This is a genomic window from Paraglaciecola sp. IT1134, assembly GCF_058068185.1.
Genome location: NZ_CM176486.1, coordinates 1772727 through 1797799 on the forward strand (window position 1 = coordinate 1772727; position 25073 = coordinate 1797799).

The following is a 25073-nucleotide window of genomic DNA, read 5'->3' on the forward strand; positions in this document are numbered from 1 at the left end:
TGGCATGGATGAATGATTCGTCAATAGCGCTTTTAAAATCAGTGGTTTTTCACCTGTTATTAGGTGTGCTGGTATTTTCTGGAATGGATTTCATCACGCCTAACCAGACTCCCCAGATGAATTCGGCAGAACCTGTTATAGAGGCAGTCGTGCTGGATTCGGCGGCGGTAGACGCCCAGGTTAAACGTATTAAAGATCAGAAAGCCGCACTGCAAAAAGCCCAAGAAGAACGGATCGCTGAGCTAGAAAGCAGGGCTCAAGCGGCGCAAAATAAACGCCAGCAGCAAGAGCAACAAGCTTCTGAAATTGAAAAGCAAACCCAACAGAAGCTGGTCGAGCGACAGCAGGCCGAACAGTCAGCTCTGGCCGCCAGAAAAAAACAGGCGTTGGAAAAAGCCAAAGCCAAGAAACTGGAGGCACAGCGCAAAGTAAAAGAACAGGAGCGTAAAAAGGCTGAAGAGCAAGCCCAAAAAGCCGAAGAAAAACGTAAGAAGGAAGAGAAGGCGCTCAAAGAAGCTCAGCGTAAACGCCAGGAAGATCTAGAAAAAGTGCGCCAGGAAAAAGCCTTACAAGAGCAACTGGAAGCGGAGCAGGCAGTGCGTCAAAAAAGGCGTGGTAAACAAGTACTCAGTGAAGTGCAAAAATATCAGGCGCTGATCCATCAGGCTATCCAACGCAATTTGATCGTGGACAGTTCGATGCGAGGCAAGTCTTGTCAGTTGAATGTGCGCCTGGCATCCAGTGGTTTGGTGATCCAGGTGAAAGTGTTAAGAGGGGATCCTATATTGTGTAGGGCAGCGAATTCAGCAGTGCTTAAAGCCGGCACTTTACCGGTTTCAAAAGAGGCTGATGTGTATGAAAAACTTAGAGATATTAATTTAACCGTAGAGCCAGAATTATAATGTTTAGATTTAGAACAAGCTTAATTGCCGTTTGCGGCTTAGTGATGAGTTTTAACAGCTACAGTGCGCTGGAGATAGTGATAACAGAAGGGACAGATACTGCTCGCCCCGTGGGAGTGGTGCCCTTTAGCTGGAATGGCCCGGGCGCCATGCCTGAGAAGTTGACTGAGGTCATTGCTGCTGATTTACGTCGCAGTGGCAAATTTAACCCCATAGATATTGCTAGCATGCCACAGCAGCCGCACACCGATAAAGAGCTGGATTATAGAGCCTGGGCATCGACCGGCGTAGAAGCAGTATTGGTCGGTTCGGTGGAACCCGCGGGCCCTGATCGTTATCGAGTATCGTTTGAATTGATCGATGTTATACGTGGCCAGATAACAGGTGGACAAGCCCAGATGCTCAGTGCGGGTAAACTGGTCGACAGACAGGATCATATTCTTGACGGTCGGCAGTCGGTGATTGTCAGCAGTGGATTTCGTCAGTACGCCCATCGGATCAGCGACATTGTTTACGAGAAGCTGACTGGGGAGCGGGGCGCATTTTTGACACGTATTGCCTATGTTATTGTCAGAGACAGGAAAACCCATGACTATCCATACCAGCTGGTCGTGGCAGATTATGATGGAGCCAATGAAACCATGCTGCTGCGCTCCAAAGAGCCGCTGATGTCACCCTCTTGGTCGCCTGATGGTACCAAACTGGCCTATGTCAGTTTTGAAAACAAACGCTCACAAATATTCGTCCAGGATTTATATACCATGAGCCGGTCGGGTATCACTGACTTTTCAGGTATTAATAGTGCGCCGAGTTTTTCCCCAGACGGTAAGCAATTGGCCATGGTGTTATCAAAAGACGGTAACCCGGAAATTTACGTGATGACACTGGCCAATAAACAACTCACCAGGATCACCAGAAATAGGGCAATAGATACTGAGCCAAGCTGGGCTGCAGATGGTAAGAGTCTAATATTTAGCTCTGAACGGGGTGGTAAACCGCAAATATATCGCGTAGATTTAGCGTCGGACAAGGTCAGAAGGCTTACTTTCGATGGTGATATGAATCTGGGAGCAACCATGACACCAGACGGTAAACGTATGGTGATGGTCAATCGTACCAGAGGGGATTATCATATAGCGGCTCAAGATTTAGACAATGGGAATATACAGGTGTTGACCAAAACCTATTTGGATGAATCACCCAGTATTGCTCCAAATGGCAGTATGATTATTTACAGTACATTACATCAAGGGAAACAAGTATTGTCATTGGTTTCCTTGGACGGACGATTTAAGGCGCGCTTGCCAGCTTCTGACGGGCAGGTAAAGGCACCTAGTTGGTCCCCATTTTTGTTGTAACTTATCCAACTACAGATTTATAACTTCGATGAAAATAAGGATTTAAAAAAATGCAACTAAACAAAATATTTAAAGGATTAACCTTGGCATTACCCATAGTTACCTTAATGGCCTGTTCTTCGGGCCCCACTGATGAAGAATTAGCCGCTGAACGTAATCGTGCTAGTCAACAACAAGCCGAAGCGGATCGTCAAGCTGCCGAAGCCGACGTTCAAGCAGGGAATATGCAGCCAGTGCTGTCTCCTGAAGAAGTGATGCAACAAGAGCTCAGTGCATTGATGGACGATCAGGTGGTATATTTTGACTTTGACCGCTCAAGTGTGAGTTCGCAGTTTTATCCGCTGCTGGATCAACACGCCGCCTTTCTGAATAAAAACCCAGGGCAATCTGTGGTTATTGAAGGACATTGCGATAATCGCGGCACACCAGAGTATAATATTGCCTTGGGTGAGCGTCGCGCCAAGTCTGTTGTAACCTACTTGCAAAATGCGGGCGTTAGCGCCTCACAAATGTCGGTCGTGTCTTATGGTGAAGAAAAGCCTGTTAACGATTCCGGTACAGATGCCGCCTTTGCTGAAAATCGTCGCGGTATATTGGTTTATCAATAAAAGTTGGTACTATGAATAAACGCATAATTGCGCTTACTCTGTCCACCATACTAGGAGCCGCAGTAAATGCGGCTCCAGCTCCAGTGGCAGACGTGAGTAGTGGCAGTACTGAGAATCGGCTGGCAACCCTTGAACGCATGTTTAATACGCGTACCGATGCACAGCATCGGATGCAGGGACAGCTGGACATATTACAAAACGAAGTCAATGAATTACGTGGTAGTATAGAGACCCATAATTACCAGTTAGAAAAAATTCTGGAGCGTCAACGGGAACTCTATTTAGAAATAGATAAGCGGATTGAAGCGGTTATGTTGCAAAGTCCTGCCCCTGGGGTGGATACTGGCGCCACCGACAATATGCAAACCAGCCTTAACGAAGATCAGGCTTACGATAAAGCGGTCAACTTGATCTTGAAAGACAAACGCTACGACGAGGCGATCCCTGAATTTCAGGCGTTTTTACAGAATTACCCTAATTCCAGTTATGCCTCTAACGCCCATTATTGGTTAGGTCAATTATTGTTTAATAAACAGGATTGGTCCGGAGCAACGACCCAGTTTGAGGCGCTAATCAATCATTTTCCCGATTCCACGAAACGAGCAGATGCTATGTTGAAGTTGGGGATTGCCGAGCAACAGCGCTCAAATATTGCTCGGGCAGAACAATTGTGGAAGAAAGTTATCGTTGAATATCCCACCTCGTCAGCTCGAAAATTAGCCGAAATAAAACTCAAAGATCTGTGATAAAAATAAATAATTATTTATTTTTTAATATTCACTTCAAGGGGTTGTTTAAAAAACAAACCTATTTGGGTGCAATTGTTTGCTTTTTCAGCAAACAGTCTGATTTATCGAAATAAACCTGACTTTTAGGTTGCAGGATGTTTTCAATTGAGTATTATATGCCGCCTCGTTGCAGTGAGGCAGCAAGCAAGGCAAGCAGGACGCACAGGGCACGCCAGTTACAACTGGTAATGAAGATTTGAGATGGGTCGTTAGCTCAGTTGGTAGAGCAGTTGACTTTTAATCAATTGGTCGCTGGTTCGAATCCAGCACGACCCACCACTTAAATCTTTAGGAAGTACACAAGCACAATTAGATGGGTCGTTAGCTCAGTTGGTAGAGCAGTTGACTTTTAATCAATTGGTCGCTGGTTCGACAAATTTGTCGGGAACAAATTTGAACATGCACAGCATGGCCTCCAAAGGAGGTGGAGGACAGGACGTCCGGAATAATCCAGCACAGTAGCTGGGTTTTAAAAATTCAATTAGATGGGTCGTTAGCTCAGTTGGTAGAGCAGTTGACTTTTAATCAATTGGTCGCTGGTTCGAATCCAGCACGACCCACCATCTTCTGTAGAAAATCTTAGTAATTTCCTAAAGCTTAATATTTAGCTATCACCTACTTCACCTTTCTGTGGTGCAGGGTGAGAACCAGCCCGTTCGACAAATTTGTCGGGAACAAATTTGAACATGCGCAGCATGGCCTCCAAAGGAGGTGGAGGACAGGAAGTCCGGAGTAATCCAGCACGACCCACCATCTTCTGTAGAAAATCTTAGTAATTTCCTAAAGCTTAATATTTAGCTATCACCTACTTCACCTTTGTGTGGTGCAGGGTGAAAACCAGGCTTATTCTCTTGAGCGTAAATTTATGCGCAGTCCACAGGCAGACTTTGACCCGCTTCAGTTGCGTCAGTATCAAGCATGATCTGTATGTTTTTATCCCGTCTTCAAACTATTTCCCTTGCCACCTGAGCTTATTCCGTTTCTACTGTCCGAGTCGCACTAGTGTTTGCCTCGCTACACATTAGCCGTGCTATTACTAACAAAGACGGTAAATCTGTTATTGATCAAAGTTTCCCCTTGTACACTAGGAAATTCATCGATTACACTACCACAGCCAGCGACCAAGAGATTAAGGAAATAATTGATTATGAATGCTGTTCAGTACGCAGAAAAAGCAGGCGATCTGTTCGTCTTGCCAGAAGCGGTGACTAAGATCAAACAGCTAATCGATGATGGTTGTGCATCCATAACTGAAGTGGCCGACATCATCAATTATGATCCTATTATTGCGGCGCAGATCCTGAAAATTGCTAATAGTGCGTTATATAAATTTCCCAAGGTTATCACTACGGTTAACAAGGCAATCCAGGTTATTGGTACTGATTCCGTATATGACTTGGTATTAGCCTACGGTATCTCCCACGCTTTTAAAGAAATGGATAATGAAGAAACCGACTTTAGCCAGTATTGGGAGCAAGGTGTCAGCTGTGGCTTATTAGCTAAGTATTTAGCACAAGAGACGTCAGCCAAAAACCCGGATAAACTTTTTGTTTGTGGATTGTTGCATAATATTGGTGAATTGGCCGTGGTTAAACTCGATCCCGTGCGAGCTAAGCTTTGCAGCGAATATACCCACGAACAGCGTCCATTGGCATTGCAACAACGGCATTTGGGATTTGCCTACTCAGATATCAGTACCGAGTTGTTGAAAGCTTGGGGTATACCGGTAGAAATTTACGGTCCTATCAGCAAGCAGCATGATTCACTCTCGGCTCCCCAGAACGAGGAAGAGCGAATTTTGCAGTTAGCCAGAACTCTTTCCTTAAATAATGTGTTTAACGAGATCTATGGGCCACTGGATGACATAGACAAGAGTCAATACCAGTCGTTATCTCTGGATGTAGAAGATTTAGAAGGTGCTCTGGACTTTACCAATATGCAATTGCTCAGTACCCTGGCTATTTTTCGGCCCTCTACCTTCAATATTTATTAATAGTTGCACTCGCCAGACTAATCAAATACCGCAACGGTTTGTCTACTGATGGCTATTAGTTTCCCCTGGGTATCCCAGATATTTGCTTCGGTATTGGCGTAACCGTCTGACGCCTGTCGAGTTCTAACCTGGTATGCGAACCAGTCTAGTGGATCGAACCTTTGGTGCGGGTGAATAAATTCTACGTTCCAACTCATTGTACTAGTCGGCGCTGGCCACTTGAGCATTTGCAGGGTAGTGGGGGGCCATCCGTCTATCAGCGCTATCAGATGGGCATCGCTGACTTCTACGGGCGCTTTGCTAAAGCGCATCCAGCCATCTATTTTACTCTCTTTGCTGCCGGTAAATGGCAATCCACCGGCTTGTTTGGCTAAATCCAAGTGGCGTAAAAATTTGGGGATGATTTTAGGAATTTGCGGCAGGAAATTTGCCTTTGTGGGTTGGGGCATATCGTGGCGGTCCATATTTTCCACGCTGATTTTTGACGGACGAGCCACGCCAAAACAGGCCTGTACCATCACACTGACGCGCCCTTCTTGCACTGCTTTGCCCGTCGCTTGGGTGACATTTTTACCCTGACGCAAAACATCCACCTCAATGTCAAATGGGGTATCAGTGCTGAGCGGACCCACAAAGTTACAATTGAACGAGCGCAGGACCCTATCCGGGGTCACTTTTTCTTTGATAGCAGTGTAGACAAGCGCCCCGGTTATTCCACCGTACGCCGTTCTTCCCTGAGCCCAGTCTTTCGTTATGCTTAACGCGGGTTTATCTGTGGGGGAGGTTATGTAACATTTGGTTAAAGCAATTAAGTCATCGATATGCATGTGATAGTTAATTCCAGGTAAATGACAGGGCACCGCGCTACTGGTCGGATGTCTAAGTTCCATCATTCTAGCATGTATAAATTCTTGTATTCCACAATTGATGCCTACAATTTATGGTGCTTATAAGTGTGTATAAGAGCTTGTTATCTTTACATTTATTTAACAAAATAACTTGTTATTAGGCTAACCCCCGACTTAGTATGGCTATCATTACTACGACCAATCGGCCAACGAGATGGATCAGCTATGACAGTTCAGAGTACCGAATTAGGCAAACAAGAGAGTGAAGATTTTGACCAGGTCAGCAAAGGTTATCGCACCTATGTTTTGACCATTTTAACCTTAGTTTATGCGTTTAATTTCATTGACCGTCAGATCATCGGCATTCTGTCACCGTTTATCCAAAAAGACCTGGATCTGAACGATGCCCAGTTAGGTTGGTTAAAAGGCATTTATTTTGCCCTATTGTATACAGTGCTGGGTATTCCTATCGCCTGGCTTGCTGATCGCTACAGTCGCGTAAACATAGTGGCAGTTTCGTTAACTTTGTGGAGTGGTTTTACCGCATTGTCTGGTATGGCTACTACTTATACCCAACTGGCGCTCGCCAGGGTAGGAGTTGGTATCGGAGAGGCTGGAGGAAGCCCGCCGTCTCATTCTATTATTTCCGATTTGTATCCCAAGGAAAAACGTGCCGGCGCCCTGGCGATCTATTCTTTGGGGATCCCCTTTGGCATCATGCTGGCATTTTTTGCCTCAGCCTTCATTCTTAAAGGCGGTGATGCCAATTGGCGCTTGGTGATGATCAGTGTGGGTATTCCTGGGGTATTGCTCGCGATATTGTTAAAACTCACTGTGCGGGAGCCAAAACGGGGAGGGAATCTATTAACCAACGCCGCAGCGGCGCCTTCATGGACATCCATTAAAACGCTGTTAAGTATTCGTTCGTGGTGGGGCATGTGTATTGCGATCTCCCTAGCTTCCTTTGGCAGTTATGCGATTTCAACCTGGATGATCGATTTTTACCTGCGCGCTCACCCCGGTCTGGATTTGACCAGCCTGTTGATCAAAATCGGCATTATCAACGGAACGGCATATGCCGGTGGAGTGTGGTTAGGGGGGACATTGGCGGATAAATGGGGGAAATCTAACCGAGGTGCTTATGGCTGGATACCTGCAATAGGATTACTGATCGGTGCGCCGGCGTATTTGCTGTCTGTGCATGTGCAGGACTTAAATACCTCCCTGTCTTTATTAACCTTATTGTTGTTTACTAGCGGTTTTTATCTGGGTCCTTCATTTGCCCTGGCTCAAACCCTGGCGCCCGTCAAAGTCCGGGCTATGTCTACGGCTTTATTTTTCTTTGTTTTAAACATTATTGCCTTAGGAGGGGGGCCAACTTTTGTCGGTATACTGAGTAAGTCTTTGACCGCAGAGTATGGGCAAGTAGAGGCACTCAGATTTTCGTTGTCGGCACTGGTGGTGCCTTATGTGATGGCCATTATCGCGTTTGCCTGGACCGCCAAACAAATTCCTCGGGATTGGGCCGCCGCGGAAAAACGCAACGGTTAGCTTGCAAAGTATGGTGTCCTTGGTGACTGCTTAGCCATAGCTAACAACGCAGAGGCATTTGCCCTGTGTCATCCATAGAAACCAAGATATTTTGAATTTTCCGTCCGGCATGCTGTACAGTGTGGGCCGCAGAAATCCTGCATGTAGTTTTAAAGGAGAAATGATTGTCTAAGGACAAAAGTACCACTACCTTGCATTTTGCTCATGCCAATGGCTTTCCCGCCAGTAGTTATAATAAAATTTTTGCGGCCTTACCGAAAAACTATCAAGTATTAGCCGTCAACAAATTTGGTCACGCTGCACGTTTTCCTATTTCCGCAAATTGGACCAATCAGGTAGCAGAGCTGATTGAATATGTGCAGGACAAAAGTGCTGAACCGGTTTTCGCCGTAGGTCATTCGTTTGGTGGGGTGATTTCGTACATGGCGGCTTGTGCCAGACCTGAGTTATTTAAGGGGTTGATCATGTTAGATCCGCCCGTAGTGACAGGTTTGAGTCGTTTGTTGTTTAGAATGTCTAAATCTACCCCTCTTATCGACAAGCTAACCCCTGCAGGAAAGACAGTCAAACGCTGTAATCGATGGGATAAAAACGCCGATATAGTTGCATACTTCAAAGTACGTGCGTTATTTAAAGATATGGATCCGGACTGTATCCAAGATTATGTGAATGGGGTCATGGAACTGCAGGGCAATCATTATCATTTGAATTTCAAACCTGAGGTAGAAGCAAATATTTTTCGTAATGTCCCCCATAACATCAACCGTTTTTATGGACAGCTACAATGCCCGGCTCTGTTGGTCACCGGTCAGCATACGACTGTGTGCACGCCCGAATTGATTGCGCCATTTATTCGTGGTAATAAACTGGAACATCAGGTATTGCCAGGTGGTGGGCATATGTTTCCGTTGGAAAAGCCGAAAGAAACCGCCAATTTAATCCAACATACTATTGAGCAGTGGTAGGCACAGTAAAGAGACATAAAAAAGCCCTCAAATGAGGGCTTGGCGATCTAAAATATCTTTATATGCCTACCGGCAGCCCCAGCATTTCTCGGGTGACTAATACTACCCCCTTGTCGGTCACCCGAAATCCCCGGGCGCGATCATCATCGTGATTATGCCCTATCACGGTTCCTTCGGCGATAATACAGCCCCGGTCGATAATTGCTTTTTTAATCTTGCAGTTACGCATTACTTCCACATCAGGTAGTAAAACCGATTCTTCTACTTCACTAAAAGAATGTACCCTTACGTTAGAAAAACATAAACTTTTACGCACTGTCGCCCCGGAAATAATACAACCACCACTGACCACGGAGTCGATAGCGGCACCACAACGGTTATATTCCTCCCACACAAATTTGGCGGGTGGCAACTGTTCCTGATAGGTCCATATAGGCCATTTTTTATCATACAGATTAAGCGGAGGATTAGGCGATACCAGCTCCATATTTGCTAGCCAAAATGAATCCAGGGTACCTACATCACGCCAATAGGCGCCTTTGTCACCATCTGCCTCAAAAGGGTATGCGTAAACGGGATGGTCCTTGATGATCGAGGGAATGATATCTTTGCCAAAATCTCGTTCTGAACCGGTTTTTTCCGAATCGCGTTTTAAATGTTCGAACAAAAAATCTGTGTCAAAAATATAATTACCCATAGAGGCAAGGCAACGTGTGGGATCATTAGGCAAGGGTACCGGATGTTCAGGTTTTTCTTCAAAACCTAAAATTCGGTAGTTTTCATCAACCGACATCACACCGAACTGACCTGCCGCCTCTTCCAAGGGCACGGGAATACAACTGACCGTCATTTTAGCCCCGGACTCCACATGGTTAGCCAAAATATTAGCGTAATCCATACTGTAAATATGATCACCGGATAGAACCATAACGTATTTGGGAATTTCGTCGCGAATTATATCGATATTTTGAAATACAGCATCGGCCGTACCTTCGTACCAATTGTCGGAAAACCGCTGAGAAGCCGGCAATATTTCAACGGATTCACCAAGCTCCTTTTTGAAGTGTCCCCATCCACGTACCAGATGCCTGATCAGCGAGTGAGATTTGTATTGGGTAACCACTCCAACCCGCTTAATTCCGGAATTGATACAATTTGATAGAGGAAAATCGATGATCCGAAATTTACCGCCAAAATACAGTGCAGGTTTGGCTCTCCAATCAGTCAATTCATGAAGCCTGGAACCTCGACCGCCTGCTAATATGAGTGCGTACGTGTCTCGGGTCAGATTGCTAATATAACGTGGACTTTCATTTGCCATACGATTGACTCCGTTCTTTTATTTTAAAACGTTAGAAGTAGGTGGAAATAAATGTGTCTTGAAGTTACCCGAATTAAATCTCAGTGTGGCATGAGCCCTGAGGAATTTCAATTTCCGATTGGGTTAAATAAAGGTTGAACTTACAATATGTTAACACTTTCATTACAACAACGATTAAATTGGCCTTAGTTAGTTTAACTAATCATAATAATAAGCCACTTTTCGAGGGAGTTTTTATGTATCAGTTAGCTATCTTGGCTTATGAAGGCGTAGCGACTTTCGAATTGGCCTGTGCCATAGAGATTTTCGCCTTACCCAGACCCGAATATCAGGATTGGTACGCTACTCAAATCGTCAGTTTTGAATCCAAGCCCCTTAGCGCAACCGGCGGGCTGCAAATCGAGGTGAATTCAGCTAAGTCTCTGAGTGATTATAATACTTTGGTTATCCCTGGTTGGAATGTTTGTAACCGGCATGTGCGTTTGGATTTAGCCCAACAAATAGTCGATTTTGCCCAGCAGGGTAAACGTATCATCAGCTTTTGTTCAGGGGCTTTTTTGTTGGCTCAGTTAGGATTATTGAACGGCAGACGGACAACCACTCACTGGCGGTACGAGAAAGCTTTTGCTGAACGCTTTCCTCAAGCCACCCTGGTTAAGGATGTTCTTTATACCCAAGATAAAAACATCTTTTGTTCCGCCGGCAGTGCCGCAGCCCTGGATCTGGGCTTGGAGATCGTCAGGCAAGATTTTGGCCATAATATTGCCAATCAAGTGGCACGCAGATTAGTGATTTCCCCTCATCGTAGTGGTGGTCAGGCTCAGTATGTAGAAAGCCCGTTGACAAAAGCGGTCGGCGGGTTTGGCAAAACACTGGATTGGGCTATCACGCATATTAACCAGTCCTTGAGTGTGGATGATTTGGCCAAGCAGGCCAATATGTCCAGACGCAGTTTTGATCGACGTTTTCGACTGTCCTTGGGGATGAGTCCTAAATCTTGGTTAAACCAGCAGCGAGTAGAATTGGCAAAACGATTGATGGAGTCAGAAAATTTGTCCCTGGAATACCTGGCAAGCAGGGTCGGATTTGAAAATAGCATTACCTTGAGGTTTAACTTCAACAAGTATGTGGGAATTTCGCTAAGTCATTATCAGAGTCAATTTTCTCAGAAAATGCCGGCAGCTTAATTAGCATTATCCGTGCAGTTATGTTAATTAATTGTAACGAGCCTGGAACGTTGAAAATAATAAGGACTTTAGCCATGTTTAAGAAAATTTCACTGAGTGTAGTTGGCATTGTCATTCTGGTCATTGGCGTGGGTTTTCTGTTGCCATCGGAATATACCGTCGAACGAGATGTCAGAATTAATGCACCAGCAGAAGCCATTTTTAAACATGTCATCAACCTGCGCCATTGGCCACGTTGGGGGGTTTGGTTTAAAAACGATCCCGATATGCAAGTCAGTTATTCAGGCCCTGGATCTGCAGTCGGTTCGCAATCCACCTGGATAAGTGAAAGCCAAGGAAATGGCCGGATGGAGATCATTGGTATAGAAGAAAATCAACGTTTTATTTATTCGTTATTTTTTATCGACATGGAAATGGGCTCCACGGGAGAGCTGGTGTTCACCCAAAGCGAAGGACAGACTCTGGTGACTTGGCGAGATTACGGCGATGTAGGTGCGAACCCGCTTTACCATTACTTCGCGTTTTTCATGGATAGTATGATAGGCGGTGATTTGCAAACGGGGTTGGATAATTTAAAGGTGATATCTGAAACGGATATTCAGCCTCAGCATAATTAATGGTGTGTTTTAAAATTACGATTTTGCCTTGTTTTGTCTCGGCTGGTATCCTACCGGCCATTATTTTATATGATGATAAAAATTTGAATTATAAATGCTAGATTGGCTCTCTTTTTAGCAGACCTCAAGGAGATATATGAGCAAATTTCCATTGCACGGCAGCATAGATTTAGACGTTGTTGATAATATATTGATAGTGGAAGGATACGGTCCATGGAACCTTGAATCGGTAACCGATTCAGGCTTACGAGTATTGCCGTTGTTAGGCCGTTTAGCACAGGGGCCCTGGGGAGTATTGGTTGTCTTGCATGGAGACCCAATTTACGTGCCGGATGCGGCAAATTTTTTAGCCGAGTCAATCAAAGAACAACGAAAACAGGGCAGGGTGGCAACCGCTATAGTAGTCGAAGAGTCAAATTCCCCAGAGTTTGCCAAGCGTCACCTCAGTTCGCTCTTTGAACAGGCGGGGGAAACCTTTCGTTTCTTTCCAAATAAAGAACAAGGCAAGTGGTGGCTGGTCCAGAAAATCATACGCGAAACGCAAAATGAAAAATAACCCGGTAACAAGCTGATCGTGTACATCGCAGCGCGAACATCGCTTCGCGAAAAACGCCTGTCGTGATCAGTTGTCTCGGGTTTTAATTTGTTTTGTTTAACGCTTGAGCCACCTTTGACTGGGGTGTCCGACCAAGTTGGCGCATAACATGCTGCCCCGCCTCGGCTAGCAAAGCGAGATCTACTCCGGTTTCTATTCCCATGCCGTCAAGCATATAGATGACATCTTCCGTGGCAACATTACCCGCTGCACCTTTGGCATAAGGGCAGCCACCTAAACCTGAAACTGCACTGTCGATAACCGCAATTCCGTGCTGTAGAGCGACCAGAATATTGGACAAGGCCTGGCCGTATGTGTCGTGAAAATGCACTGCCAATTGGTTAGTCGGTACCACTTCCAGTACCGCCTTTAACATACTCTGGGTCGCGACGGGCGTGCCGGTCCCTATCGTATCCCCCAAAGATATTTCATAACAGCCCATATCCAGCAGTGCTTTAGCCACTTTGGCTACTTGCTGGGGAGCAATATATCCCTCGTACGGACAACCCAAAACACAGGACACATAACCTCGCACCTGAATATTGTGTTGTTTGGCCGCCTTGATAACAGGTATAAAACGCGCCAAGCTTTGCTCGATTGAACAGTTGATGTTTTTTTGCGAAAAGGCTTCGGAGGCTGCACCAAATATGGCTACTTCGTCGGCTCCGGCTGCCAATGCAGCTTCGAACCCATGCAAATTAGGCGTTAAAGCCCCATAGGTGACACCGGCTTTACGTTTAATGCTGGTAAATACCTCCTTACTGTCAGCCATCTGTGGCACCCACTTCGGGGACACAAAACTTCCTGATTCAATGAAACGTAATCCCGCATTGGCCAGTTGTTCTATCAACGTGACTTTGGCCTTGAAGTCTATGATTTGTTGCTCATTTTGCAAACCATCTCTGGGGCCGACTTCAACAATTTTTACGCGTTTGGGTAAAACATCCAGGTTCATTTATGTTACTCCTGCTCGCTGCAGTTTTCGAAGGTAAGCAATGCAGCACCGCCGGCCACCAATTCACCAGGCTGGTAGAAAAACTCACTGACATGCCCGGCATGATGGGCTTTGATACTATGTTCCATTTTCATCGCCTCCATAATCATCAAGGCCTGGCCCTTCACTACTTGCTGGGTGGGTTCAACCAGTAACGCCACGATTGTACCGTTCATTGGCGCGCTGAATCCGTGTCCTAAGTCTGCCTCATCATTGATACCCAAATCCGCCTTTATATGGCGAAAACGCAAGGTTCGGTCACCGGTGAATAGGCAGTAGTCATCCAGGTTTTGACTCACGCTTACCGCCTGTTTATGGCCGCCAAGAGTGGCCATAAAATGTTGCCCCGATAAGACGCCGTAACATTGGTAGCGGCAGCCGTTTAATTCGATGATAAAATGCTGCTCTGCATTGTGGGCAGGGTGAGTATGAGTCACCCGTTGAATGGTTAAGCTGTAATGCTGCTGCTCGACCTCTAGGGTCAAAGCTTGGATAAAGGTCTGATTGGGTCGCCAGTCATTACCCGCATTCCACGGCGAAGTGATATCTTGGAGCCGCAGTGGATTACACACTAACTGGTGCATGGCCACATACATCCCTGCTATGGGTAACAAGTCTTCAACGGCAAGCTTGGTATTATGAAAAATTTCCTCGCGATGTTTGTCGATAAATCCGGTGTCTACATCCGCCGCTTTAAAAGCGGCGGTGCTGGCCAAATTACGTAAAAAACCGATATTGGTCACCACACCATCAATTTGATATTGACCTAAAGCTGAGATCAACTTCGCCAAAGCCTTATCGCGATCCTCGTCCCAAACAATGAGTTTGGCGATCATGGGATCATAATAGACGGATACTTCATCTCCTTGAACCACGCCAGAGTCAATCCTGATATGGTTTGACTCGGTCGGCGTGACTAACAAGTTTAACGTGCCCGTTGCAGGTAGAAATTCGTGGTCCGGATCTTCGGCATATATCCTGGCTTCAAACGCATGGCCGTTCACTCGCAAACTATCTTGGGTTAACGGCAGCGTTTCATTGGCGGCGACCCGCAATTGCCACTCCACCAAGTCTTGCCCGGTGATCATTTCGGTTACCGGGTGCTCTACTTGCAAACGGGTATTCATTTCCATGAAATAAAATTGACCATCAACATCGAGCAAAAATTCAACTGTGCCGGCACCCACATAATTAATGGCTTTAGCGGCTTTAAGTGCGGCTTCACCCATTTGTTGGCGCAGGGTATCACTCATCCCAGGGGCAGGAGCCTCTTCGATGATTTTCTGATGACGTCGTTGCACCGAGCAATCTCGCTCAAACAGGTACACGCCATTGTTATGCTGATCGCAAAATACTTGGATCTCAACGTGCCGTGGCTGGGTTAAATATTTTTCAACCAGCATGATATCGTCATTGAAACTAGACATGGCCTCACGCTTCGCAGCGGCCAGCGCATCCATGAATTCCTCCTCTTGCCAAACCTGACGCATGCCTTTCCCGCCACCACCAGCGGCAGCTTTGAGCAACACAGGGTAGCCCATCTTATCGGCATGACTTTTAAGCAGGTCGGCTGACTGATCGTCGCCGTGATAGCCAGGCACCAGAGGAACGTTAGCTTGATACATAATATTTTTGGCGGCAGATTTAGAGCCCATAGCCTCGATGGCCGCCACCGGCGGGCCGACAAAAATAATGTTGTTTTGCGCACACAAGCGAGCAAATTCAGCATTTTCCGATAAAAAGCCGTATCCCGGGTGGATGGCGTCGGCTCCGGTGCGCTTGGCTGCCTCAATAATAGTATCCACTTGCAAATAACTTAATTTGGAAGGGGATGGCCCTATATGGATGGCCTCATCGGCGAGTTTGACATGTAAAGCTTGGGCATCGGCATCAGAATAGACCGCAACTGTGGCGATACCCATGCGTTTGGCTGTTTTGATAACTCGGCAACAAATTTCACCTCTATTGGCGATCAGTAATTTTTTAATCATGAGATAAACCAGTTTGGACGACGTTTGTGTAAAAAGGCACTCAGGCCTTCCTGGCCTTCTTCTGATACCCGGGTTGTGGCGATACGCAAGCTGGTTTTTTCCACCAGTTCCTCATCGGTTTGGCTGCCCTTAACATCGAATATCAGCTGTTTGGCAGCGGCCACTGCCAAAGGTCCATTGGACAGAATATGACTAATTAATGCTTCAATTGTGGAATCTAATTCTTCCTCGGTAACCGCCTCACTGAGCAACCCAAGGCGTCTGGCACGACGAGATGAAAACACCTCTGCGGTGGTGAAATAACGCCTGGCCAGTCGCGCCCCTATGGCATCTATCACATAGGGGCTGATCGTGGCAGGGATCAAACCTAGTTTTACTTCACTCAAACAGAATTTACTGAGCTTGCTACCCACCGCCATGTCACAGCAAGCAATCAGACCCACTGCACCACCAAAGGCCGCTCCTTGCACTCGGGCGATGGTTGGCTTGGGCATAGTATTTAATATGAGCAACATATTGGCCAGGGCGGTGGCGTCCGCCAGGTTTTGTTGATAACTGTAACTGGCCATGCGTTTCATCCAGTTCAGATCTGCACCTGCACAAAAGCTCTTGCCTTTCGCGGCCAACACCATCACTCGCACCTTGTTGTCTTGTGCTAACTGTTTGAAGATTTGGGTCAGACTGGCGATTAATTTATCATCGAAGGCGTTGTGGATCTCGGGACGATTAAGGGTAACGGTGGCCACCCCGCGTTCATCGATATGGCAAAGTACGTTTTCTTCACAAGTGTTGTGGGACATGATCGCTATATCCTTACATTCTGAACACCCCAAACTGGGTGTCCTCAATTGGTTTATTTAGACTGGCTGAAATGGACAAACCCAAAACAAAACGCGTATCGGCAGGATCGATTACCCCGTCATCCCATAAACGTGCTGACGCATAATAGGGGTGACCCTGATGTTCATAGGTATCAATTATAGGCTGTTTGAACGCTTGTTCTTCCTGCTCAGTCCAGTCTTGCCCGGCTCGTTCGTATTGAGCTCGTTTAACTTGCGACAATACGCCGGCTGCTTGTTCACCGCCCATAACCGAGATCCTGGCATTGGGCCACATGAACATAAAACGAGGATCGTAAGCTCGCCCGCACATACCATAGTTGCCGGCACCGAAACTGCCACCTATAAGCACGGTAAATTTTGGCACTTGGGCACATGCTACGGCGGTCACCATCTTGGCACCGTGCTTGGCGATACCACTGGCTTCATATTGTTTGCCAACCATAAAGCCGGTGATATTTTGCAAAAATACCAATGGGATCTTCCGTTGAGCACAGAGCTCGATAAAATGGGCGCCTTTTTGGGCCGACTCCCCGAACAGGATCCCGTTATTGGCGATTATCCCGATGGGGTAGCCAAAAATACGGGCGAAACCACAAATAAGCGTATTGCCATACAGGGCCTTAAATTCATCAAACTCTGAGGCATCGACTATGCGTGCTATGATCTCCCGCACGTCATAGGATTGACGACTGTCTTTGGGCACAATACCGTATATTTCATCGCTGGCATAAACAGGATCCACCGGGGTTTTCATATCCAGTGTTAACGGCTTGGTGCGATTGAGCCTGGTCACCGCATCCCGGGCGATCTGCAAAGCGTGATGGTCGTTATTGGCCAGATGATCCACTACTCCTGAGGTGCGACAATGTACATCTCCACCGCCAAGTTCCTCTGCGGTGACTACTTCACCCGTGGCGGCTTTGACCAGCGGCGGACCCCCTAAGAAAATAGTGCCTTGGTTTTTCACAATAATAGATTCGTCCGCCATGGCAGGAACATAGGCACCACCAGCGGTGCAACTGCCCATGACCACGGCAATTTGCGGAATGTTCTGAGCTGACATGGTTGCCTGATTGAAAAATATACGCCCAAAATGTTCCCGATCCGGAAATACTTCGTCCTGGCGGGGCAGGTTAGCCCCTCCAGAATCAACCAAATAAATGCATGGTAGGTTGTTTTGCTGGGCAATAGTTTGGGCTCGCAGATGTTTTTTTACGGTCAACGGATAATAGGTGCCGCCTTTAACCGTGGCATCATTGGCCACTATCATACATTCCACGCCACAGACCCGGCCAATACCGACAATTACCCCAGCAGCGGGCACATGATCTTCATAGACCTGCCAGGCAGCCATTTGCGACAGTTCCAGAAAAGGCGAGCCGTGGTCTAACAAAGCGTTGATGCGTTCACGGGGTAATAACTTGCCTCGGTCGGTATGGCGTTTGTTGGCTTTTTCGCCGCCACCGAGGGAGATCTCTGCGATTTTTGCTTGCAAATCATCTAATTGCACACGCATGTGGGCAGCGTTATCGACAAACTCTTGGCTTTTTGGATTTATTTTACTAATGATGCGGGGCACGTTGTTGCTCCAATCAAACAGTGTCAGGCTCAGGTACTAAGGGTATTTAAGCCTGACAGCTGTGGGTTGCATATTTATGTCGTTTTAATTTAGTTTTTGTGCGGTGAACAAATTAACTCGACTCTTTGAACAATTCACGGCCAATCAGCATTCTGCGAATTTCCGAGGTGCCGGCACCAATTTCGTATAATTTGGCATCACGTAATAAACGGCCAGTGGGGTATTCATTGATATAGCCATTGCCGCCTAGTAACTGGATCGCATCCAACGCCATTTTAGTCGCCAGTTCGGCGGAATAAAGTATGGCTCCGGCCGCATCTTTGCGGGTGGTTTCACCGCGATCGCACGCACGGGCAACGGCATAAACATAGGCGCGTGCCGCATTCATCTGGGTATACATATCGGCGACTTTGCCTTGCACCAATTGAAATTCTCCGATGGATTGACCGAATTGTTTTCGATCATGAATATAGGGCACCACTATATCCATGCAGGCCTGCATGATACCCAGAGGACCACCGGATAATACCAGCCGTTCATAATCTAGGCCGCTCATCAGTACTTTGACACCTGAGCCTTCCTGGCCGATGATATTATCTGCGGGTACGGCGCAATCTTCAAATACCAACTCACAGGTGTTGGACGAGCGCATACCTAATTTGTCTAGTTTTTGGGCATGGCTAAATCCCGGGGTGCCGCGCTCTACGATAAAGGCCGTCATGCCCTTGGCACCGGCGTAGATATCGGTTTTGGCATAGATGACGAAAGTATGGGCGTCCGGGCCATTGGTGATCCACATCTTGTTGCCATTGAGTATGTATTGGTCACCACGTTTGTCAGCACGCAATTTCATGCTTATCACGTCGGAGCCTGCGTTGGGCTCACTCATTGCCAGCGCACCGATATGTTCTCCACTGACCAACTTGGGTAGGTATTTTTCCTTTTGAGCCTGTGAGCCATTTTTATGGATCTGGTTGACACATAAATTGGAGTGCGCCCCATAGCTAAGACCGATACCGGCTGATGCCCGGCTGACCTCTTCCATGGCTACCACATGGGCCAGATATCCCATATTTGAGCCGCCGTACTGCTCTGCAACTGTCACACCGAGCAAACCCATTTCGCCAAGTTTGGGCCATAATTGGTTAGGAAATGCATTATCCACGTCGGCCTTGTCGGCTAGGGGGGCTATCTCGCCTTGAGCAAAATTATACACATGCTCTCTGAGCATATCGATATCTTCACCTAGGCCAAAATTAAGAGTGGGGTAAGCAGTGTTCATGCGATTTGTCCTCGCTGTAATATGGTTAATTCCTCTTTGCAACGCGCTTCAACTTCATCCAGCTCGTTCATCAAGGCCTTGATGTCTTCCATCTGTTGTAACATGTGTGTGCGTTTTTCGGTGGTCATACTCAACATGGCTTCCAGCTGTATTTTAGAATTTTGATGACTGTCATACAGCTCAAATAAGGTTTTGGTTTCCGCCAGTGAAAATCCCAGGCGTTTGCCTCGCAGTATGAGGTCAAGCCTGACTTTATCCTTTTTACCATACACCCGGTTTTGTCCGTTTCGCTGAGGTGAAAGCAAGCCGGATTCTTCGTAAAAACGAATGGAGCGAGAGGTGATATCCAACTCTTTGGATAACTCCCCAATAGTATAAATTTTATGCGTCATACTGCGGCCTTATTACAATTTTTTGAGTTGTTTGAGCAACAGCTCTTTACGTTAACGTAAAGAGTAAGTTAACGTAAAGGTAAAGTATGGGTAACATCTCGTCAACAACCAGTGTAGATTTAACTCACGCAGGGAAATTGTTAGCGTTAAGGATCCTGTACGTTAAGGGTGTTTATTCAATAGGATAGCAGCGCTATAGTTACCCCCCACATTACTTAAAAATACATTAGAGAGGAGAGATAGAGTATGGAGCAAGATTCAGTGGTTATCGTCAGCGCAAAACGCACCCCTATGGGGGGGTTTATGGGAACCTTGGCCGGTGTTTCCGCTACTGAGCTGGGAGCTTGTGCCCTGCGTTCGGCCTTGGATACCGCGGGCGGTAGCGCGGTGACAGTCGATGAAGTGATCATGGGTTGTGTATTGCCAGCCGGCCTGGGACAAGCCCCTGCTCGCCAAGCGTCACTCAAAGCAGGTTTGCCGCTATCTACCGGGGTGATCACTATCAATAAGGTGTGTGGCTCGGGAATGAAAGCGGTGATGTTAGCTCACGATTTAATTAAAGCCGGTACCGCCCAGACTATATTGGCGGGGGGTATGGAGAGCATGAGTAATGCTCCCTATTTGTTGCCCAAAGCCCGGGGTGGATATCGCATGGGGCACGGTCAAGTGCTGGATCATATGATGTTAGATGGCTTGGAAAACGCTTATGATGGTCAAGCTATGGGGTGTTTCGCCCAGGCCACAGCCGACAGTGAACAGATTGACCGCCAGCAAATGGATGACTTTGCGTTATCGTCTTTGTCTAAAGCCAGCCAGGCTATAGAAAATGGTTTATTTGTTGATGAAATTTGTCCGGTAACGGTGTCTTCACGAAAAGGTGATGTGGTGGTCGAACAGGACGAAGGACCTGGAAACGCCAAGCCAGAAAAAATACCTAGCTTACGTCCGGCTTTTACTAAAGACGGCACAGTTACTGCCGCGAATTCCAGTTCAATTTCAGATGGTGCCGCCGCCTTGTTGGTCATGAGTGCAAGTAGGGCACTGGAACTTGGTTTACAGCCTTTGGCGCGCATCGTGGGGCACAGCTCTCATGCCATAGAGCCGGAAAATTTTACGGTGGCGCCTGTGGGGGCCATGGAAAAGTTGTTCAGCCAAACAGGCTGGCAGAAAGAGGATGTGGATTTATTTGAGATCAACGAAGCGTTCGCCATGGTCACTATGTTGGCTATCCGCAAACTAGGGCTAGATCCAAATAAGGTGAATGTGAAAGGCGGGGCATGTGCATTAGGTCACCCCATAGGGGCGTCCGGCGCACGTATTCTGGTTACCTTGCTGCACGCTTTAAAGCAGAATAAATTGAAAAAAGGGGTCGCCGCGATCTGTATTGGTGGTGGAGAAGCGACCGCTATAGCCGTGGAATTAGTCTAATTTTTATAATCACCCTGTCATCAGGCGTTCCATCTTGGCCTGGTTGACAGTGTTAGGGGATTAACATGCGTTTTTTTGGCCTGGTGTTACTGTGTTTTTTGCTAGGAGCTTGTGCGCAAAGGTCGGGGAAATCAGCTGGCCAACAGGTCAAGGCCGAGGGACTGACTAATGTTAGCTACGCCAGTGTGACTGGCTTAACGTATGAACCGGCCGAGGTGAAGCTGGCTTATGGAGTGGAGCCGTTACAATACGGGTTGTTATGGTTGCCCGAGCATGGCAACGCCAGCGAACCCGCCCCTCTGATTATTTTTGTACACGGCGGTTGCTGGCTAAATGCCTATGATATCAAGCATAGTAATGCCTTTAGTTCAGCGCTTTCCCAAGCAGGTTATGCTGTGTGGTCAATCGAGTATAGACGTAGCGGCGATATAGGGGGGGGCTGGCCTGGCAGTTTAAATGATGTGCTCAAGGGGATAAGCTTTGCCCAGTCGTTCAAGGATTACCCCATTGACCTGACACGGGTAGTGATTACCGGACATTCTGCTGGTGGCCACTTGGCTTTGCTGGCTGGTGCGGCAGACAAACACACCTTTGTGAGCAGCCAGTCGATCAAGGGGGTGATTGGCCTGGCTGCCATCAGCGATATCGGTGTTTATTCTCAGGGTAATAATAGTTGTCAGGCTGCTGTAACTCAGTTTATGGGCACAGACTACTCGGCTAATCCCGATGTTTATCAGCGAGCTTCACCAATTAACCAGGTGTTGCATGGGCATAGCGTTTTGCTGCAAGGTGATAGTGATAATATAGTGCCTGCTAGCCAGGCTACCAATAGCAAGCTTGAACACCTTATCGTACCGGGAGCCGGCCACTTCGATTGGATCCATCCGCAAACTTATGCGTATCAAGTTTTTCTGTTACAACTTCAGGACCTATTAAACCAGTGAAATATGCCCAACAACTCGAGTTAGACCGCGATGATCCTTTAGCAAGTAAAAGAGACGCATTTTTGTTACCCCAGGACGTTATTTATTTAGACGGAAATTCCTTAGGTGCATTACCCAAAGCTGCCGCATTGCGGGTGCAGTCAGTCGTTAAGGCCCAATGGGGGGAAGACCTCATCAAGAGTTGGAACACCCACCAGTGGATTGATTTACCCGTTAAGATTGGTGAGCAAATAGCGCCTTTAATAGGGGCAGGCCCGGGGCAAGTGATCAGCTGCGACTCTACCTCCATCAATCTGTTCAAAGTTCTATGCAGTGCAGTGCAATTGCAGCCAGGACGCAAAGTTGTACTTTCCCAACGTAATAACTTTCCTACCGACCTTTATATGGTCGAAGGTTTAGGGGCCTTACTGGGGGAACAGCGCTTGGAATTGCAACTGGTAGACGAACAGCAAATCGAAAGTGCCCTGAGCGATGAAGTCGCGGTGCTAATGTTGACCCAAGTGGACTTTCGCACTGGCAAGCTGCTGGATATGCAAAGAATCACTCGCTTGGCTCATGCACAGGGCATAGTGGTTATTTGGGATCTGGCGCATAGCGCGGGAGCCCTGCCTATTGCCTTGGATGACTGGGCAGTAGATTTTGCCGTAGGTTGTGGGTATAAATATTTGAATGGTGGGCCGGGTGCCCCGGCTTTTTTGTATGTAGCCCTGCGTCATCAGCCCAACGTAACTCAGCCGTTAACAGGCTGGATGGGGCATAAAGCGCCTTTTACGTTTGCCACTGGTTATCAGCCAGCCGAAGGTGTGGCCCAGTATTTATCCGGTACACCAGCAATCTTATCCATGAGTTGCTTACACGCTGCTTTGGAGGTGTTCGAAGGGATAGATATGCACCTGGTGAGACATAAATCAATTGCCTTAAGTGAATTGTTTATCTGTTTGCTGGAACAGCAACCTTCGTTGTCTGAACTGATTTTGATATCGCCTAGGGATCCACAATTCAGGGGGAGTCAGCTGGCTTATACCCACCCTGATGCGCATGCCATTTGTCAGGCATTGATAGAGCAGGGCGTGATTGCCGATTTTCGGGCCCCAAATGTGTTGCGTTTCGGTTTTGCACCCTTGTACCTTCGATATACAGATATCGGGCATACCATTGAGATATTACATCAGGTCGTGGAAAGTGAGATATATCGCCAGCAGCGGTTTGGGCTGAAACTGAAAGTAACCTAAGTCGTTAAACAGACGTGTCCAGCATGCCCCTTACTTTGTGATAACGAGCTTCCTGCTCTTCGTTTAAACTGCTATTTTCGACGGTGCAAATACAGCGTTTTATGGCGTTGGTTGATGTGTCACTGTGGCCGATTTCTTGAGTTCTGACGGCAAATGCTTGTAACAGGTTTAGGGCAATGGACGGGTTTTTAGGCATAAGCGTAAACGCATGACTGAACACCTGAAAGGCATTTTCCATATCCCCCTGTTTGTAGGAGTCTACGGCAGCGTTGTTTAATTCTTTCGAACTTAGTTTGATGGTATTTTTTTCATGTTTTTCTTGCACAATATATTGGCGAAAGACTTCACCATGCTCTTGATCATTGGTAAAACGTTGTTCAATTTCATTTAAGATGCTTTGGCTGCGTGAATGCAGGCCTAATTCGTGGAATGCTTTGGCCTTGTCCAACAAGGCATCGATACTTTCATTTGTCCAGTGTTCTTCTTCAAGTTGTTCAAGTAACGCTTTGGCATTATCTTTTTCATCCGCTAAGTACAGCAACCGTGCGTTTATCACTTTTATTTGTTCATGCAGTTCTGATTTAGGAAAGGCCAGGCGGAACTGTTTCACATATTCATTAGCCTGTTTGACCAGTTTTTGGGTTTCGGCTTCGTCTGCGGTCATGGCGTAGTCGATACCCGCTCTGGCAACATTCAGGTAATTTTCTGGTTTATCGTGAATGGAGTTTTTGGCGAACTTGACAATTTTTTTTGCCGCCTCGAATTGGGTGGCATAATCGTGAGTGATACGGGATAGATCCATGACCGTTTTATGACGACGAATGTTGCGCGGCGATATCTCTGTAGCCATCAAGACACATTCAAGGGCGGTGTCAAAGTCCTTATGTTTAATTTGCAATGCGCTGAGCAGGTCGTAGGCGGCTAATTGTGAATCGGGTTTAAAGGCCAGGCGCAAAACCAGTTTTTCGGCGGCTTCGTCTTCATCTAATCTTAAATAGGTATTGACCAGACCAAGCTGGGCCCAGGTGAAAGTTTGCACGTTTAATATGGCACTATAAAAATCCTTGGCTTGTTTGAATTGCCCACAGGCTTGCAAAACATCACCCTTGATCTTAAGGGCCAGAGGGAAAAACTCCGAGTTTTTCGGCTCACTGAGGAATAACTCTACTTCTGACAAGGCTTGGGGAAAGTGTTTTTTCTCAATGTATAAGTAGACCTTTTGTAAGGCTCTCTTACGGGTAAGTACGCGGGTTAGCCGCCGATCCAGTTCTTTGACTGTAAAAGGTTTGGCCAGAAAGTCGTCGGGTTGCAGTTCAACAATACTTTGCACTAGATCTGAAGTGGTATCTGAGCTGATAAAAACAAAGGCTGTTCCCGATGGCAACTCACCATTGTTACGTATTTCTTCGTAAAAATAATAGCCATCCTGCTCATGTTTTAAGTTATATGAACATATGATGAGATCATAACGCTGGCGGCGAATTTTATTCAGGGCCAGATTTATTTTGTCCACATAGGTAATGTCACTAAAGCCGAGCTCTTCAAGGGAGTACTTCATATACCCTTTGGCTAATACTTGATCATCAACAATTAGGACTTTGGTTTCTTTAGCTATTAGGGGATTCATTGATACAAGTTAAGTAATTTACTACTTAA

22 protein-coding genes and 3 tRNA genes are annotated in these 25073 nt (G+C 46.8%); 16 read left to right on the top strand and 9 right to left on the bottom strand.

Annotated features, from left to right (window positions below):
- The first annotated feature begins 8 nt into the window (after positions 1 to 8).
- The 8 genes from tolA (at position 9) to AC3RV5_RS07830 (ending at position 5649) form a co-directional block, all read left to right on the top strand.
- Positions 9 to 902 carry a cell envelope integrity protein TolA gene (tolA, locus tag AC3RV5_RS07795; RefSeq protein WP_489731370.1) on the top strand — a complete coding sequence of 298 codons (894 nt, stop codon included), beginning with the start codon at positions 9 to 11 and terminating at the stop codon, positions 900 to 902.
- 44 nt (positions 903 to 946) lie between these two features.
- Positions 947 to 2260 carry a Tol-Pal system beta propeller repeat protein TolB gene (gene tolB, locus AC3RV5_RS07800; protein WP_489731371.1) on the top strand — a complete coding sequence of 438 codons (1314 nt, stop codon included), beginning with the start codon at positions 947 to 949 and terminating at the stop codon, positions 2258 to 2260.
- A 50-nt stretch (positions 2261 to 2310) separates the two neighbouring features.
- Positions 2311 to 2868, top strand: coding sequence for a peptidoglycan-associated lipoprotein Pal (gene pal, locus AC3RV5_RS07805; protein ID WP_489731372.1), 558 nt, complete (start codon positions 2311 to 2313; stop codon positions 2866 to 2868).
- Between the two features lie 11 nt (positions 2869 to 2879).
- Positions 2880 to 3614: a tol-pal system protein YbgF gene (ybgF, locus tag AC3RV5_RS07810; RefSeq protein WP_489731373.1), complete on the top strand. Its 735-nt coding sequence runs from the start codon at positions 2880 to 2882 to the stop codon at positions 3612 to 3614.
- A gap of 245 nt (positions 3615 to 3859) precedes the next feature.
- A tRNA-Lys gene (locus AC3RV5_RS07815) sits at positions 3860 to 3935 on the top strand.
- A 36-nt stretch (positions 3936 to 3971) separates the two neighbouring features.
- Positions 3972 to 4074, top strand: a tRNA-Lys gene (locus AC3RV5_RS07820).
- 69 nt (positions 4075 to 4143) lie between these two features.
- Positions 4144 to 4219: transfer RNA gene (locus tag AC3RV5_RS07825), tRNA-Lys, on the top strand.
- Positions 4220 to 4803: 584 nt separating this feature from the next.
- Positions 4804 to 5649 (top strand): HDOD domain-containing protein, encoded by an 846-nt coding sequence (locus tag AC3RV5_RS07830; protein ID WP_489731374.1) that lies wholly within the window; start codon positions 4804 to 4806, stop codon positions 5647 to 5649.
- 17 nt (positions 5650 to 5666) lie between these two features.
- On the opposite strand, the gene AC3RV5_RS07835 is transcribed toward AC3RV5_RS07830, so the two are convergent.
- Entirely contained in the window at positions 5667 to 6476 is an 810-nt protein-coding gene (locus AC3RV5_RS07835; RefSeq protein ID WP_489731375.1) for an acyl-CoA thioesterase, read from the bottom strand.
- A 246-nt stretch (positions 6477 to 6722) separates the two neighbouring features.
- Between AC3RV5_RS07835 and AC3RV5_RS07840 the strand changes: the two genes are divergently transcribed.
- Together AC3RV5_RS07840 and AC3RV5_RS07845 are read left to right on the top strand one after the other, a co-directional pair.
- On the top strand, positions 6723 to 8048 hold the full coding sequence (locus AC3RV5_RS07840; protein ID WP_489731376.1) for a spinster family MFS transporter: 1326 nt from the start codon (positions 6723 to 6725) through the stop codon (positions 8046 to 8048).
- Positions 8049 to 8212: 164 nt separating this feature from the next.
- Positions 8213 to 9013 carry an alpha/beta fold hydrolase gene (locus AC3RV5_RS07845; RefSeq protein WP_489731377.1) on the top strand — a complete coding sequence of 267 codons (801 nt, stop codon included), beginning with the start codon at positions 8213 to 8215 and terminating at the stop codon, positions 9011 to 9013.
- Between the two features lie 58 nt (positions 9014 to 9071).
- On the opposite strand, the gene glgC is transcribed toward AC3RV5_RS07845, so the two are convergent.
- Positions 9072 to 10334: a glucose-1-phosphate adenylyltransferase gene (gene glgC, locus AC3RV5_RS07850; protein ID WP_489731378.1), complete on the bottom strand. Its 1263-nt coding sequence runs from the start codon at positions 10332 to 10334 to the stop codon at positions 9072 to 9074.
- A gap of 236 nt (positions 10335 to 10570) precedes the next feature.
- On the opposite strand from glgC, the gene AC3RV5_RS07855 reads away from it, so the two are divergent.
- The 3 genes from AC3RV5_RS07855 to AC3RV5_RS07865 all read left to right on the top strand — a co-directional run bounded on the left by AC3RV5_RS07855 (position 10571) and on the right by AC3RV5_RS07865 (position 12694).
- On the top strand, positions 10571 to 11521 hold the full coding sequence (locus AC3RV5_RS07855; protein WP_489731379.1) for a helix-turn-helix domain-containing protein: 951 nt from the start codon (positions 10571 to 10573) through the stop codon (positions 11519 to 11521).
- A gap of 74 nt (positions 11522 to 11595) precedes the next feature.
- Complete coding sequence (locus tag AC3RV5_RS07860; protein ID WP_489731380.1) at positions 11596 to 12138, top strand: SRPBCC family protein; 543 nt, start codon at positions 11596 to 11598, stop codon at positions 12136 to 12138.
- 136 nt (positions 12139 to 12274) lie between these two features.
- A complete protein-coding gene (locus tag AC3RV5_RS07865) occupies positions 12275 to 12694 on the top strand; it encodes a hypothetical protein (RefSeq protein WP_489731381.1) in 420 nt (139 codons plus the stop codon).
- 82 nt (positions 12695 to 12776) lie between these two features.
- Here AC3RV5_RS07865 and AC3RV5_RS07870 read toward each other — a convergent pair whose 3' ends face one another.
- From AC3RV5_RS07870 to AC3RV5_RS07895, 6 genes are all read right to left on the bottom strand, one after another.
- Positions 12777 to 13688 (bottom strand): hydroxymethylglutaryl-CoA lyase, encoded by a 912-nt coding sequence (locus AC3RV5_RS07870; protein WP_489731382.1) that lies wholly within the window; start codon positions 13686 to 13688, stop codon positions 12777 to 12779.
- 5 nt (positions 13689 to 13693) lie between these two features.
- Positions 13694 to 15718 carry an acetyl/propionyl/methylcrotonyl-CoA carboxylase subunit alpha gene (locus tag AC3RV5_RS07875; protein WP_489731383.1) on the bottom strand — a complete coding sequence of 675 codons (2025 nt, stop codon included), beginning with the start codon at positions 15716 to 15718 and terminating at the stop codon, positions 13694 to 13696.
- Positions 15715 to 16518, bottom strand: coding sequence for an enoyl-CoA hydratase/isomerase family protein (locus AC3RV5_RS07880; protein ID WP_489731384.1), 804 nt, complete (start codon positions 16516 to 16518; stop codon positions 15715 to 15717). Before AC3RV5_RS07880 ends, AC3RV5_RS07875 begins: the two co-directional genes overlap by 4 nt.
- A 13-nt stretch (positions 16519 to 16531) precedes the next feature.
- The gene (locus tag AC3RV5_RS07885) at positions 16532 to 18139 is read right to left on the bottom strand and encodes a carboxyl transferase domain-containing protein (RefSeq protein ID WP_489731385.1); all 1608 of its coding nucleotides are present in this window, start codon (positions 18137 to 18139) and stop codon (positions 16532 to 16534) included.
- A 112-nt stretch (positions 18140 to 18251) separates the two neighbouring features.
- Positions 18252 to 19421 (bottom strand): isovaleryl-CoA dehydrogenase, encoded by a 1170-nt coding sequence (locus AC3RV5_RS07890; protein WP_489731386.1) that lies wholly within the window; start codon positions 19419 to 19421, stop codon positions 18252 to 18254.
- Positions 19418 to 19813 (bottom strand): MerR family transcriptional regulator, encoded by a 396-nt coding sequence (locus AC3RV5_RS07895; RefSeq protein WP_489731387.1) that lies wholly within the window; start codon positions 19811 to 19813, stop codon positions 19418 to 19420. Before AC3RV5_RS07895 ends, AC3RV5_RS07890 begins: the two co-directional genes overlap by 4 nt.
- A gap of 246 nt (positions 19814 to 20059) precedes the next feature.
- On the opposite strand from AC3RV5_RS07895, the gene AC3RV5_RS07900 reads away from it, so the two are divergent.
- The 3 genes from AC3RV5_RS07900 (at position 20060) to kynU (ending at position 23417) form a co-directional block, all read left to right on the top strand.
- Positions 20060 to 21241: a thiolase family protein gene (locus AC3RV5_RS07900; protein ID WP_489731388.1), complete on the top strand. Its 1182-nt coding sequence runs from the start codon at positions 20060 to 20062 to the stop codon at positions 21239 to 21241.
- Positions 21242 to 21306: 65 nt separating this feature from the next.
- Entirely contained in the window at positions 21307 to 22185 is an 879-nt protein-coding gene (locus AC3RV5_RS07905; RefSeq protein ID WP_489731389.1) for an alpha/beta fold hydrolase, read from the top strand.
- Positions 22182 to 23417, top strand: coding sequence for a kynureninase (kynU, locus tag AC3RV5_RS07910; RefSeq protein ID WP_489731390.1), 1236 nt, complete (start codon positions 22182 to 22184; stop codon positions 23415 to 23417). The genes AC3RV5_RS07905 and kynU overlap by 4 nt, the downstream gene beginning before the upstream one ends.
- A 4-nt stretch (positions 23418 to 23421) precedes the next feature.
- Here kynU and AC3RV5_RS07915 read toward each other — a convergent pair whose 3' ends face one another.
- Positions 23422 to 25044, bottom strand: a complete 1623-nt coding sequence (locus tag AC3RV5_RS07915; RefSeq protein WP_489731391.1) for a response regulator — start codon at positions 25042 to 25044, stop codon at positions 23422 to 23424.
- Positions 25045 to 25073 lie beyond the last annotated feature (29 nt).